Source organism: Sphingomonas sp. Leaf198 (genome assembly GCF_001424005.1).
Classification (GTDB): domain Bacteria; phylum Pseudomonadota; class Alphaproteobacteria; order Sphingomonadales; family Sphingomonadaceae; genus Sphingomonas.
Genome location: NZ_LMPX01000002.1, coordinates 1,054,182 through 1,067,847, shown reverse-complemented (window position 1 = coordinate 1,067,847; position 13,666 = coordinate 1,054,182). Strand labels below are relative to the sequence as shown.

The window sequence follows — 13,666 nt, the reverse complement described above, 5'->3', positions numbered from 1 at the left end:
AGGGCTGATTGGGGTCTCCCTATCAGGCCGGTGCGACCCCGTCGACGATTGCCCTCAGATCTTGGCTGCTAGAGCCGTTTGCGCGAATAGCCGAGTATAGGCCATTTAGTCTTCCCGCCGGAACCTGTGCAAAGACGGTATAGTCCTGACCGGTATTTGCTCATGGCGCAGCGCAGCAGAGTTATCAACGCGTCAGCGAGCCAAGGTCGTAGTGGACTGTACGAACAGCAGTATAAAGGCTGATGGAGAGGGGCCATTGAGTACGGCGTCTACAAGCCGTCCAACGATCGAAGTCTCTATCTGATAGATCAGATCAGCGACGGATAAGCCGTGGTCTTCCGGAAACCTTCCCGGACCACCACGGCCTATCCCCCGGCCGACGAAGCTTACGCCGCCTGGTTGGACGACACAGGCTTGGCTGTGACGTCGAAGCGATCGGCGTTCATGACCTTGACCCATGCCTTGACGAAGTCGCGCACGAACTTCTGCTCATGGCCGTTCTCGGCATAGACTTCGGCCGTCGCGCGCAGTTGCGAGTTCGAGCCGAAGATCAGGTCGGTACGGGTCGCCTGCCACTTCTTCTCGCGACCACCGCGATCGTAGCCGATGAACTTCTCGTCGCTCGACGTGTCGACCAGATCCCAGAAGGTGTCGTTGTCGAGCAGGTTGACGAAGAAGTCGTTCGTCAGCTGACCCGGACGCGTGGTGAGTACGCCCTCGGGCGCATCGCCGAAGTTCGCACCGAGTACGCGCAGGCCACCGACCAGCACGGTCATTTCCGGCGCGGACAGGCCGAGCAGCGAAGCCTTGTCGAGCAACAACTCCTCGGTCTTCACCGGGTGACGCGTCTTCAGGTAGTTGCGGAAGCCATCGGCCTGCGGCTCCATCCACACGAAGCTCTCGACGTCGGTCCACTCCTGCGTCGCATCGCCGCGGCCACCGAGGAACGGCACCGCCACGTCATGACCGGCATCGCGCGCCGCCTTCTCGACCGCTGCCGAACCGGCCAGCACGATCGCGTCGGCGAGCGACATGTCGCCGCGCAACTCATTGAGCTTGGCCAGGACCTTGCTCAGCTGCTCTGGCTCGTTGACCGGCCAGTCCTTCTGCGGTGCGAGCGCGATGCGCGCACCGTTCGCACCGCCGCGGTGGTCCGACCGGCGATAGCTCGATGCCGACGCCCAGGCGGTCTTGACCAGCTGGCCGATCGTCAGGCCGCTCGACAGCACGGCGTCCTTGAACGCAGCGACGTCGGCATCCGACGGCGCGGTGCCTTCGGGAACCGGATCCTGCCAGATCAGCGTCTCTTCCGGAACCTCAGGCCCGAGGTAGCGAACGCGCGGACCCATGTCGCGGTGCGTCAGCTTGAACCAGGCGCGTGCGAACGCGTCGTCGAGTGCCGACTGATCGTCACGGAAGCGCAGCGCGATCTCGCGGAACTCGGGGTCCATCTTCAGCGCCATGTCGGCGGTGGTCATCATCGTCGGCACGCGCTTGTTGGGGTCGCGGGCGTCGGGTGCCATGTCCTCCGGTGCCGGGTTGACCGGCTGCCACTGCTTCGCGCCGGCCGGGCTCTCGGTCAGCTCATAGTCGTACTTGAACAGCAGGCGCAGGTAATCGCCGGTCCACTTGGTCGGGTTGTTCGACCATGCGCCCTCGATACCCGAGGTCGTGATGTGGCCCTGGCCAATCTCCTCGCTGTCGGTCAGCCAGCCAAGACCCTGCATGTGCACGGATTCCGAAGACGGTGCCTTGAAATGCGGTGCGGGCTTGGCGCCGTGCGACTTGCCGAACGCATGGCCGCCAGCGGTCAGCGCGACGGTTTCCTCGGAGTTCATCGCCATCCGCAGGAACGTCGCCTTCATGTCGCGTGCCGACAGGAGCGGGTTCGGATCACCGCCCGGACCTTCCGGATTGACGTAGATGAGACCCATCTGGATCGCGGCGAGCGGGCCTTCGAGCTCGGGCAGGTCCTCGCTGATACGCGTCTGCGCACCCTCGTTGACCCACAGCTCCTCGGCACCCCAGAACGTGTCGCCCTCGGAGGCGAAGACGTCCTTGCGGCCGCCTGCAAAACCGAAGATCGGTCCGCCCATGCTTTCGATCGCGACGTTGCCGGCGAGGATGAACAGATCAGCCCAGCTGATGTTCTTGCCGTACTTCTGCTTCAGCGGCCACAACAGGCGACGCGCCTTGTCGAGGTTGCCGTTGTCCGGCCACGAGTTGAGCGGCTCGAAACGCTGCTGACCCGACGACGACCCACCACGGCCATCGGTCACGCGGTAGGTGCCGGCGGCGTGCCATGCCATGCGGATCATGAACGGACCGTAGTGACCGTAATCGGCAGGCCACCAGGACTTGCTATCGGTCATCAGCGCGGTCAGGTCCGCCTTGAGCGCGGCATAGTCGAGCTGCTGGAACGACTCGGCATAGTCGAATTCTTCGCCCATCGGGTCGGGGGAGACGCCGTGCTGGTGCAGCATGTCGATCGGCAGCGCATCCGGCCACCAATCCTTGTTGGTACGACCGAGCAGCGAGCGGGCCTTGACCTCGCCGCCACCGTTGGGGCCCATTGGGCAACCGCTGCTCTTGGGCTGTTCGTAATCGGCCATCTTGGCGTCCTCTCTCGATGAGTATTCCGTGCTTGCACTGAAGATGCAGGATTTGACGGACATTTGTCCAATCGATTATTCGGGCAGGATCAATCACGCCAGTCGATCACAGGCGGGTGTCGAGCAAGTCGTCCCGGTGTGTACCGCCGCCATGACCCGCGTTCAGAGCGCCGAGATACAGCGCGAAACAGGCACGCTCGCCCGACGTAGGAGATCGTGTCGTTCACCTTGGCCTAGATGATAGCGGACACCGGCCACTATAGCATCGCTGGCACCACGATCCGCGCCCACGTACCGGCAGCGGATATAAAGGGGACTCGTCGACAGGCTCTTGGCCGCTCGCGGGGTGGTTCGCACTTAAGTCGTTCCGATGCGCTACCGAACATAAATCGGGTTGCCGATGAGGACCCGTTTTCCGTCGGGCGTGCGTACGTCGGCGCGGAGCCAGTGAACCTTGTCTCTTGCGGGGATGTTGAAGGTAATCCTCGCGTCTGAGCCCAGCACGCATCGGCGTTGGCCACGTAGAATATGCCTGCCGTCGACGATGAGATCGACGACATCGCCATCTGCCCCGGCAACGCGGACCGTACCGCGGATCGCATGTCCCGGATGGCGGCGTAACGTGCCGCCCATCACGGCGGAGGCTCGCTTGCCCGCGCTTGCCGTCAGATCGAGCACGCGTCCGGGATGTGCGCCTTCGAGATCGATGAACACTCGCCCCGACCGGACGCCTGCAAGGATGCCTGCTTGCGAAAGCTCCGAGGCGTAGACCACGGTAGTCGGGGTGCCGACGGGGGATTGCGCGCCGACCGGGGAGCTGCCCGCGTGACCGTCGATCGCATCGTGATTGTCGCTGCCGCCGATACCGGTCAGGTGGTAGCCACGGTCGAGCAGCTTTTCCCACCAGGCGGTGCCGGAACCGGCCCCATCGTCGAATGCGCCGCCGTGATCCGCGGCGATGCCGCCATTGGCCACCTCGATCGCGCCGACCCGCGTGTAATCCGTATCTGGCGCCGACCATCCGCATCCGAGGCAGTTCTCGTTGGTCGGAATCTCCGGGTGGTTGATCGAGATCACCGCGCCGGTCCCGCGTGCGCCGTCGAACATCGCGTCAATGTTCGGCGCACCGACCGAGCCAAGCCGATATTCGACGAAATCGGTGATGCCGAGCAAGTTGAAATGCCCGTATTGCGTCGTCATCTCGCGACCGGGGATCACGAGCAGATTGTCGAAGAACGGTGCGAGATTGGCGAGCTCGGCGACCTGTGAACGGACGTTGTGATCGGTCACCGTCACGAAATCGAGCTGATGATCGCGCGCGGCCTTGAGCGTGAAAAAGACCGGGCAGGGCACCGGATTACGGCTCGGCTCGCTCCGGCAGACCGCGTCGCTTTGACCGGTATGCGTGTGGAAGTCGCCGCGATACCAGCCCGGACCGGTCTTCAGCACCGTCGTCGTGATCGCCTGCGCCGCGGCGCCGCGATCGAAATGCACGGTCACCGTGTAGGGCGACACGGTAGCGGGCCGGATCGACGCCACCGCGATGCTCAACCGCCAGCGGCCCGCCGGTAGCGGCCCGGGCAGATAGGAGGTGGAGGCGAAGGTCTCGGCGATGACGATGTGCGGCTTGATCGCGCCGCCCCAGCCGCGCTCACGCGTCGGGTCGTAGACGCCGAGCACCAGATACGTGCCGTCCTTGTGATCCGCGCCCTGGACGTCGATCGTCAATCTGGTGACGCCTGCGGGCACGTCGAAGGGCAGTTCGCGGTAGCTGCCGCGGTCGCTGTCCCGCATCACGCCGCTTATCACCACGTCCTGCGACGATGCGGGCGCGGTCGTCTGCGCACAGACCGGAAGCGGTGCGACGATCAACGCCGCCGCGATACGCCGTAACCGCATCACCGGTCCGCCCGCCTTGACGGTAGCGCCTCGCAGCGCGCGGCGACCGGGTCGCAGCGGTGTAGGACATCGCCGGGCAGGCTCGCGCGATAGGCATAGCCATGCGGGTTGGGCACGCCGTCGTAATAGTCGCTGCTGACGAACTGCGCGCCAGAGGCGATCGCCGCGGTGAGCCGGGTCGGATCGTCGGCGCGCGCTTCCTTCGTGTCGGCATCGGCGCGGGTGCGCACTAGATAGCCGGCGCGGACGAGGCGAACGATATGCGCGTCCTCGCCGCGCGGGTCCTGGATGTTGAACACGGCGGCTTCGGGCGATCGCTCGTCATAATAGCCGAACATCGCACGCCCCCGCAGCGACGGGTGGTTCGCGCGGTAGAGCGCATAATGCCGCTCGTCGCCATCGAGAACGAACACGAACCGCCCTCTCGCGGCGGCCAGCGTCGGCCATGCATGCGCGCGCACGGCTTGCGCCAGCGTCGGACGATCACCGCGCACGCTGTCGGGCACGATCAGCCGATCCTCGCCCATGACGGTGCGGATATCGGTATCGAGCGCATCGAGATCGGCGGCCTCGAACTTCGCATCGTGCAGCCACGACCCGGCGATCGGCGGGAAGTCGCTGGCGTTGACCAGCACCGTGACGGGCAGGTGGTCGGGGTGCCGGTCGGACCAGCGCCGCAGGATCGCCAGGCAGTCGCGAAAGACGAGACAATGGCTTTCGGTATCGATCTGCGGAAAATGCAGCACCTTCGCGCCCGGTGCCATCATCGCCTTGCGCGTCGCAGGCGCCGCCATCTGATAGGGCGTGGCATACAGCCCGCCTTGTGGATCGGGCGCGACGTCGATCTCGATCTGACGGATGCCGATCGCGAACTGCGCCTCCAGTGGGGGATGGCCATAGTCGAGCTCGTCCCAATATTGCGGCGCCAGCGTGCGGATTCGCGCCTCTTCGTCGGCCGACGGGTAGCGCTTGTAGCTGTTGTGCGAGCCGAGCAGCTGCACCTGATCGAGCCGCAGCGTCGCCGGCAGTCCCTCGACCCGGTCGCCGTGTCGCGCCGCCGCCGAACCAGCCGCAGCGATCGTCAGAAACGCTGCGGCTGCCAATCGCCAGCCTCGTGTTTGACAGGCGTTTACCACTGGAACGAGGTCGTCAGCTTGAAGAAACGACCGGTCTCGACATACGAGCCGTTACCGCCGCCATCCTGCACACCCAGATAGCGCGTGCTCTTGCCCATCGTCTTGTAGAAGCTTTCCTTGTTGAGGATATTCTGCACCTGTCCCGACAGCGACCATCGGCCGATGTGATAGGTGGCGTTGAAGTTCAGCTGGCGGTTGGGCTGGAGATAGGTGTCGAGCTGGTCGTTGAGGCTCAGCAACTGGCGGCCGACATATTGCCAGGCGAGGCGGCCCGAAAATGCCGGACGCTCGTAGAACAGCTCGGTGTTGTAGATGACGTTGGGCGCGCGCGGCAGCACCGTCGTGCCGCGCCCGGCGACGCCGCTGTCGGCACGGCTGTCCTGCAACGTGGCGGACCCCTCGACCCCGAAGCCGCCGAAGAACCGCCCGAGTTCGAAGAACTGCTTCCGCGCATGGAATTCTACGCCGTACAGATCGGCGTCGCTGCCGTTCAGCGGCATCGTGTAGACGATCCCGCCGACGGTGTTGGTGCCGCCGCTCGAACTCGGCGTGCTGCCGGTCGCGCTGGCGGTGAACACGAAGTTCGACAGATGCTTGTAGAAGCCGGCCGTCTCGATCACCGCGCTGTGATCGGGATACCATTCGATGCCGAGGTCGAGGTTGGTCGCGGTCGTCGGTTTCAGATCGGGGTTGGATCGGTTGACGAACGCCAGCGCGCCGGTGACGTCGTTGTAGCTATAGGTCTCGGGACCCGCGACCAGCGCGAAGGCCGGCCGCGCGAAGCTGCGCCGCGCCGCGCCGCGGATGACCAGCCGATCGGTCGGGCGATAGGCCAGGTTCAGGCTTGGCAGAAATTCGTTGTAGCTGTTGCCGTCCGACGTGAAATGACCGGTATCGTTCGGCGAGGCCCCGCCGGAATCGGTGACCACTACCCAGTGGGTCGCAGTGAAGTCGGTGTGCTCGAAGCGAAGCCCTGCGACCATCTGCACGGGCCCAAGCGCGGCGTCCGCCTGCGCATAGCCGGCGACGACCGTCTCCGTGCCGAAGACCGTGTTCCGGGCATAGTCGTTGGTCGTGTAATAGCCGGGGTTGGGGGTGCCGTCGGGCGTGAACTGGTTGGTATAGGCGTAGGGCAGGATGCTCTTTTCGAAATACGTCCGGTCGTAGATCCGGAAGCCGGGATAGTTCGCGCCCATGAAATCGACGTTGCGGCCGGGCAGTGCGGACCCGGTCGGGCCTTGCCCGGCATCGAAATCGGGACGGCTGCCGTCGGCGGCGGGGATGACCAAATTGTCGCCGTTGTTGCCGAGCAGGCCGCGGTCGTATTGCGAGCGGTCCGAAAGACTGAGGTCGGTACCCCAGCGGATATGCTTGATCAGCCCGTCGGGGGCGTAATCCATATCGAGCTTCAGTTCGTAGAGATTGTCGTCGGACTCGACGTCGCGCGCCTGGAATTTCCACGCGCGGATCGAGTCGGCGCTGAAGACGGCGTTGCGCGTCGCCGGGTCGGCGAACGCGAGACCGATATTGGTCGGATTGCCGGTGTCGATCAGGACGCTGCCGCGGGGATTGCCGGCGCTGTCGGTCAACAGGCTCGTGTCGCTGTACAGGCTTCCTTCGACGTAATTCGGACGCCGCTGCTGGCCATAGCCATAGGACGCGCGCAACGATGCTGAGACTTTGTCGGACATCTTGATGTCGCTGCCGGCCTGGATCGTGCCGAGTTGCGAGATCTGGTCGCGGGCCTGGAAGTAGCTGCCGGCCAGCGTGCCGAGCGGGTTATACGCACCGTTAGCCCCGTAATAGGGGGCGGTGCCGAGAAGCTGGAGGACGCCGCCGGTAATGCTGTGCTGCACGTCGACCGACGAGACCTTGTAATGGCCATAGGTGCCGCGGATGAACGCGGAGACCGCATCGCCTTTGAAATCGATCGAGAAATTGCCGCCGAACCGCTCGATGTTCGAATCGTAGAGATCGTATTTGATCCCCATCGCGGTCAGGTCGTTGGGCCCGGAGGACGCCGTCGCGGGGATATAGGTGACCGCTTCGACGCTCTCCGCCGCCGATCGGCGCTGTTCGTAATAGCCGGTCGCGTAGACGCCGATGGCGTGGTTCGCGCCGAACGTCCTGGCGAGTTCGATCTGACCGACCCCGCCGAACGCCTTGAAGCCGAGCTTGTCGGCGCGGTCGTTGTAATTCGCGGCGCCGGTGACTTTCAGATAATGGTCGCCATATTGGAAACCGGTCGGCGTCGCGATGTCGACCGTGCCGCCGATCGAGTCGCCGTAATCGGCGGCGCCGGGGGTCTTCGATACGCTCGCCGAGCGCAGGCCGTAGGGCGCGATCATCTTGAGCGACAGCGCGCGGGTCGCCGGATCGGATTCCGCCACGCGCATGCCGTTGATCGAATAGGCGTTGTAGCTCGAATCGATGCCGCGGATAGAAATGAATTCCGCTTCGCCGGTCGCTGCCTGGCCGAGCCCCATGTCCGCATAGGCGCTGACGCCCGGCAGCACTGCCAGGATGTCGACGATGTTGCCACCCGGACGCCGGGCGATCGTCTCGCCGGACATGACCGCGTTGGTGCCAACCTGCTGTCGTTTCCAGGCAAGCGCGCGCTCTTCCTCGAGCGGCACCGCGCCGGTCACCACGATATCATTGCCGGGATCGGCGGCGGGGTCCGGGGCTGCATCGGGCGCTGTTACGGCGGTGCGATCGGGGGCCGCGGCGCCCGTGGTCAAGGCGACCGGATGACGCAGGCCAGCGCGCGCTTGCGGGTCGGCTGCGCCCAGCACGATGGTCTTCCCGTCGTCGCGCCGTAGCTGGAGCGGGCTGTTCGCAATCAACAGGCGCAATGCAGCCTGTCGGGACATCGCGCCGTGAATCGCCGCCGACTGGACCTGCGCGATCGCGGCGCGGGGAAAGAAGATCTGCACGTTCGCCTGCCGGCCGAATTCGGTCAGCGCGTTGGCCAGCGACTGGGGAGCGATATCGAAGCTGTGTATGTCGGGCGCGGCGATCGGCGCGGCATGGGCGGCAGGCGTCATCAAGAGCGTCGCGAGCAGCGACGTCCCGGCGAGTGTCGAGCGCATGGAGGAAACCTCGGTTGGAATGGTTGGTCGAGACCGTCTTCATCCCGAAAGACGATCAGCGCGGAACCAACCGCCAACTCCGACAAAACTTTCTGGCGATTTTCAGCTCGACGGCATGAGGGATCGGTCGAAGCGTCAGCGGGTCAGCAGATACGCGGTCGGCGAGCGCGATACCCGGATGCTCAAGCCGGTGGAGACCGCATCGAGGAAAGCGGTCGGGTCGCTCGTGACGAACCGTCCGCCGACTGGGATGCTGGCGAGCTCGCGATCGACGATCACGATCTTGCGGACCAGAAATCGGTTATACTCCTCGACCGCACTGCCCAGCGTCGCATCGCGGAAGAGGATCTCCTGGTGCTGCCACGCCGTGACCCGGTCGACCTGCTCGGCATCGGCCCGACGCACGATTGCGCCGTCGGACGATACCAGCAGGCTCGTTGCGCCAGTGCGCGCGTCTATCGTCGAACCGGGCATAGACCCAGCCTGCCCGGCGACGCGTGCCATACCTTTCTGCACCAGCAGATCCAGCGCCCCGCCCCGAGCACGCACGTTGAAGCGCCCCGCCGAAAGGACGACCATGCGCCCGTCGCCGTGTAACACGGCATTCGGTCCCTTCAGGAGACTCAGCGAGACTTCGCCGCGTTCGATCCAGAACGTTCGTTCGGTGCTCGACACGCGCCAGGATAGCCGCGAGTCCGTATTGAGCGCGACGACACCGCCGGTCGGCAGGCGGATCGTCTTGCTCTCGCCGACTGCGGTCGTTTCACTATCCCAGGCATAGGCGCGCGTCGCACTCGTACCGGCCGCGACGACGCCGACCGCCGCCACCGCGCAGGCCGCTTGCAGGAACATCCGTCGCGAACAGGGCCCTTTCGGTGCGTCGGGGACCGCGGCGGCGGTGCCGGGCGCCGAAAGTTCGCGCACAGCCCGCGGAGTCTCACTGCCGACCCTGTCCCACATCGCCAGAGCACGCGCGAAGGCGATCGCGTGCGCGACATCCTCGTCGCGCCACGTCTGGAACGCGACCTCGTCCAGCGTGCCCAGGCGATGCTGCGCCAACCATGCGGCGGCTTCGGCAGCATCGATATCGGCATCGTTACGAAGAAGACCGCCGAACCGCGTCATGCGCGATCCTCTTTCAGCACATACATACTCCCCTAGACGAACGCCGCATCGCAATCCGCCAAGATGCCGTTCAATGCGGCTTTCGAGATCCGGCGAGCCGGCGGTGTCCGATATCTGGCTCCGGCACCTCGTACGTGTCCCGACGGCGCGGCTCAAGCGCCTGGGTGAGCAGGTATATCGCACGGGCGAGCCGCTTCTCGAGCGTCGACAGGCTCACGCCGAGTTCGTCGGCGATCCGTCGCGGCGACTGGCCATCGACGCGACAGCGCTCGAAGACGGTTCGACACTTGTCCGGCAGCGCGCGTATTGCATGCGCGAGATCGTCGAGCTGCTGGCGGTCCTCGGCGATCCGGTGCTGGTCGGGGGTCTCGTCGGGAGCATCGAAGTTCTCGAATTCGACGAAATGGCGAAAATCGATGATCTTGGCGCGGCGCAGCCGGTCGATCGCCAGATTGCGCATCATCCGCAGCATATACGTCCTAGGATTGACGATCGCGCCCCACGCTTCCGTCGCGAGCATCCGCGCGAGCACGTCCTGCGCCAGATCGCGCGCTTCGTCCGTACCACGGCACAACCGATACGCCGCATCGAGCAGATCGCGTTCATGGGGGAGAACCTCCTCGACGAACCAGCGATCGATAGGGCGGACGACAGACACGCAATCTCTCACCGTGGCGGAGGGGAGCGCGTCTACTAGGCCGCGCTCGTGTCATTCCGACGACAGCCGGATGAGCCGGTGCCCGACAGGGTCGACGTCGCTCCGCTGGCTATACCATCGACGAGAAATGCAGTCCCACGGTCAAGGACATCGCTAGGCACATGGCCGCGTCGGTGGCTTTGGCCAGTCCTTCGCCGGCGGCCGGTGCGGGCTTTGTTGCGCAGCGTGTACCGGCATTAACCGTCGAGCGCAGACGGCCGCGATGCCGCAAGCATCTTGACATCGCTCAGCGATCTGATCTGATAATGCAATCGGGCATAAGTCCTTGGCTGTGGGCGGGAATATTTCGCTCTGGTCGAGATCTTCGGCGGTGCGGGGAAATTCATCCGCGGGGGAGGGGGGCATGTCCTTGACGGCAGATCAGGTCCGGCTGGTGACAGAAAGCTATGCGCTGATCGGATGCTCACCCCGCCCGTATTCCGAACTTTTCTATCATCGACTGCTGCTCGATCACCCTTTCGCACGGGCGCTATTTCCCGACGATCTGCGCCACCAGGCATTCGTGTTCGAGAAGACGATCGCTATTCTCGTCAGGGAGGTCGGGAATATTGCCGGTCTGCGGCCCACCTTAGCGGACCTTGCCCGAAAACATGTCGGATACGGCGTCAGACCCTATCAATACGAAGCCGTCGGTGCCGTATTGATCGCGACGTTTTCGGAAATCCTGGGAAGCCGTTTCACGCCGGAGATCCGCGAAGCCTGGGAGACGGTCTATGCGGAAACTGCAGGGGTGATGATCGCCGAAGCGTATCCCGACGGCTGATAACGGATCGCCCCAGATTGCCGCAAATGCCGGCTGCGGACCGCGCATGGTGGAACCGACGGTCAGGTCAGATAGGTGTGGACGATGTGAACGAGTTCGTCTGCCGCCGCAGCCGCTTGAGACGGTTGAGCAGTTTCTTCTTTTCTTTTGTCGCGAGGATATCGGCGACGGCGGGCCGCGATCACTGCGGTCTGGTGAAGCGCCGGGGGCGCGGGTAAGCGGAGCCATGCTCAGATACGCCGCCGTCGCGCTCATCCTCGCCGCTCCCGCCGTTGCCCCCGCCGCTGATCTACCGACGATCGCGGCGGGGCGCTGGGATATCACATCCACCGTCGCCGAGCTGTCGATCCCCGGTATCCCTGGGTTCGTCATGCGGATGATGCGCGGCAAGTCGAAGTCAGAGCGCAAGAGCATTGCGACCGCGCAGGCGATCGACGCACTGCTCGTGCCGGATCCCAAGGCGCAATGCCGGGTCGACGGTCAGCACGTTGCCGACGGCCACTATGTCCAGGCGCTGACATGCCCGCAAAAGCGCGGCAAGCCGGTCGAGATCGCGCGCGTGGGGACGTATGATCGCACGGGCTTCGTCGGCCAAGCGATCGTCACCGGCGTGACGCCCAAGGGACCGATGAAGATCGTGCTCAACCAGCGTGCTTCGCGCGTTGCAGACTAAGGCGCAATCGCCACAAGTTCGGCTGGAATGAACGTAGCGATTTCCGTCGCTGCGATCAGCCAGCGTCACCGATCACGCTCGTATCGGCTGCACCACGTTCTGCACGCTCCGATGGTCAGGGCGCATGACCATCGGAGCGCCCCTAACCGTTACTTCAGGCCGCCGCCGAGCGAGCGGTAGAGTTCGACCGCGTTGCTGTCGCGGACGAGGCGTGTCGCGAGCAGGCTCTGTTGCGCGGTGTAGAGCGCGCGCTGCGAATCGAGCGTGTTGAGGAAAGGGTCGATCCCGGCGCGGAAGCGGAGCTGCGACAGATTGTACGCGCCCGCCGCGTTGTCACGCAAAGACGTCTGCGCCTCCAGCTGGCTGTTGATCGTGCCACGACGTGCCAGCGCATCGGCAACTTCGCGGAAGCCGGTCTGGATGCTCTTCTCATACGTGGCCAGCATCGCGTCGCGCGTCGCCTTGGCGTATTGAAGATTACCCTTGTTGCGGCCGAAATCGAAGATCGGCTGCGTGATCGTCGGCGCGACGGACCATTGCTGGCTGCCGCTGCCGAACAGGTTCGACAAGCCGAGGCTGAGCGTGCCGAACGCCGCGGTCAGCGAGATGTTCGGGAAGAATGCCGCGCGCGCCGCGCCGATGTTCGCATTCGCGGCGATGAGGTTGTGCTCGGCCGCTGCGACGTCCGGACGGCGCAACAGCACCTCCGACGACAGGTTGGCGGGCAGATTCTCCAGCGTCGGCGTCTTGTCCGGCATCCGCGCGGGGAGCAGCTCCGGCGTCACGGTCGTCCCGGCGAGCAGGTTGAGCGCGTTCTGGTCCTGCGCGATCAGCGTGGTCGCGTCGGCAATGTCCGAGCGCGCCTGGTCATAGGTCGTGCGCGCCTGACGCACTTCGAGCTCGGAGGCGATGCCGATCCGGAAACGGTCCTGCGTGAGCTTCAGCGTCTGGCCGAACGCGCGCTCGGTATCCTGCGCGATCTTGAGGCGGTCCTGATCCGCGGCCATCGTTAGCCATGCGGTCGCGGTTTCCGAGATCAGCGAGACCTGGGCTGCGTTGCGGTTTTCCTCCGCGGCGAAATACGCTTCCTGCTGTGCCTGCGTCAGGTTGCGGATGCGGCCGAAGAGATCGATCTCCCAGGCCGAAACGCCGACATTGGCCGAGTAGATATCGATACGACCGCTGCCGGCCACCGCGCCTGCACCGGTTCCGCCACCGACACCGCCGCCAACGCCACCACCTGTGCCACCACCTGTGCCACCGCCGGCGCCACCGCCGCCGACCGCGTTGAACGGCGACTTCTGGTAGGTGGCGCTGCCGGTCGCGCCGAGCGTCGGGAACAGGTCCGCGCGCTGGACGCGGTATTGCGCGCGTGCCTGTGCGACGTTGGCGACCGCGATGCGGACGTCGCGGTTATTGTCGAGCGCGAGGCGGATCACTCCGCGCAGACGGTCGTCGGTAAAGAACGCCTCCCACGCGGTGTCCGCCGGTACGATCGCGTTCGCGGCGTTGCCGGCCGCATAGGCGGGGCCAGTCGGTCCGCTCTGCGCCACGGGAAGCTCCGGGCGGACGTATTTGGGGGCGAGGTTGCACCCGGCGAGCGTGAGCCCGGCGGCGAACGCTAGGGCGGTTTTGCGAGAGAACATCT

Annotated in this window: 9 protein-coding genes; 2 read left to right on the top strand and 7 right to left on the bottom strand. The window is 65.0% G+C overall.

The features are described 5' to 3' along the window. Nucleotides 1-386 precede the first annotated feature (386 nt). From katG to ASG20_RS11790, 6 genes are all read right to left on the bottom strand, one after another. On the bottom strand, nucleotides 387-2,612 hold the full coding sequence (katG, locus tag ASG20_RS11815) for a catalase/peroxidase HPI (RefSeq protein ID WP_056052361.1): 2,226 nt from the start codon (nucleotides 2,610-2,612) through the stop codon (nucleotides 387-389). A gap of 375 nt (nucleotides 2,613-2,987) precedes the next feature. Further along, entirely contained in the window at nucleotides 2,988-4,511 is a 1,524-nt protein-coding gene (locus tag ASG20_RS11810; protein ID WP_056052359.1) for a CehA/McbA family metallohydrolase, read from the bottom strand. Beyond that, nucleotides 4,511-5,614 carry a Ca2+-dependent phosphoinositide-specific phospholipase C gene (locus ASG20_RS11805; RefSeq protein WP_231420720.1) on the bottom strand — a complete coding sequence of 368 codons (1,104 nt, stop codon included), beginning with the start codon at nucleotides 5,612-5,614 and terminating at the stop codon, nucleotides 4,511-4,513. The genes ASG20_RS11810 and ASG20_RS11805 overlap by 1 nt, the downstream gene beginning before the upstream one ends. A gap of 26 nt (nucleotides 5,615-5,640) precedes the next feature. Continuing rightward, nucleotides 5,641-8,739: a TonB-dependent receptor gene (locus ASG20_RS11800; RefSeq protein ID WP_056052353.1), complete on the bottom strand. Its 3,099-nt coding sequence runs from the start codon at nucleotides 8,737-8,739 to the stop codon at nucleotides 5,641-5,643. A 135-nt stretch (nucleotides 8,740-8,874) separates the two neighbouring features. Then, nucleotides 8,875-9,864, bottom strand: a complete 990-nt coding sequence (locus ASG20_RS11795; protein WP_056052351.1) for a FecR family protein — start codon at nucleotides 9,862-9,864, stop codon at nucleotides 8,875-8,877. A gap of 70 nt (nucleotides 9,865-9,934) precedes the next feature. Continuing rightward, nucleotides 9,935-10,522, bottom strand: a complete 588-nt coding sequence (locus tag ASG20_RS11790) for an RNA polymerase sigma factor (RefSeq protein ID WP_056052348.1) — start codon at nucleotides 10,520-10,522, stop codon at nucleotides 9,935-9,937. A gap of 403 nt (nucleotides 10,523-10,925) precedes the next feature. Between ASG20_RS11790 and ASG20_RS11785 the strand changes: the two genes are divergently transcribed. Together ASG20_RS11785 and ASG20_RS11780 are read left to right on the top strand one after the other, a co-directional pair. Continuing rightward, entirely contained in the window at nucleotides 10,926-11,345 is a 420-nt protein-coding gene (locus ASG20_RS11785; RefSeq protein ID WP_056052346.1) for a globin domain-containing protein, read from the top strand. 226 nt (nucleotides 11,346-11,571) lie between these two features. Beyond that, nucleotides 11,572-12,018 (top strand): DUF3617 domain-containing protein, encoded by a 447-nt coding sequence (locus tag ASG20_RS11780; protein WP_082470909.1) that lies wholly within the window; start codon nucleotides 11,572-11,574, stop codon nucleotides 12,016-12,018. A gap of 149 nt (nucleotides 12,019-12,167) precedes the next feature. On the opposite strand, the gene ASG20_RS11775 is transcribed toward ASG20_RS11780, so the two are convergent. Further along, nucleotides 12,168-13,664: an efflux transporter outer membrane subunit gene (locus ASG20_RS11775; RefSeq protein WP_056052343.1), complete on the bottom strand. Its 1,497-nt coding sequence runs from the start codon at nucleotides 13,662-13,664 to the stop codon at nucleotides 12,168-12,170. Nucleotides 13,665-13,666 lie beyond the last annotated feature (2 nt).

Coding starts and splice junctions, on each gene's coding strand:
- katG (WP_056052361.1), bottom strand. CDS start 2,612: ATGGCCGATTACGAACAGCCCAAGAGCAGCGGTTGCCCAATGGGCCCC.
- ASG20_RS11810 (WP_056052359.1), bottom strand. CDS start 4,511: ATGCGGTTACGGCGTATCGCGGCGGCGTTGATCGTCGCACCGCTTCCG.
- ASG20_RS11800 (WP_056052353.1), bottom strand. CDS start 8,739: ATGCGCTCGACACTCGCCGGGACGTCGCTGCTCGCGACGCTCTTGATG.
- ASG20_RS11795 (WP_056052351.1), bottom strand. CDS start 9,864: ATGACGCGGTTCGGCGGTCTTCTTCGTAACGATGCCGATATCGATGCT.
- ASG20_RS11785 (WP_056052346.1), top strand. CDS start 10,926: ATGTCCTTGACGGCAGATCAGGTCCGGCTGGTGACAGAAAGCTATGCG.
- ASG20_RS11780 (WP_082470909.1), top strand. CDS start 11,572: ATGCTCAGATACGCCGCCGTCGCGCTCATCCTCGCCGCTCCCGCCGTT.
- ASG20_RS11775 (WP_056052343.1), bottom strand. CDS start 13,664: ATGTTCTCTCGCAAAACCGCCCTAGCGTTCGCCGCCGGGCTCACGCTC.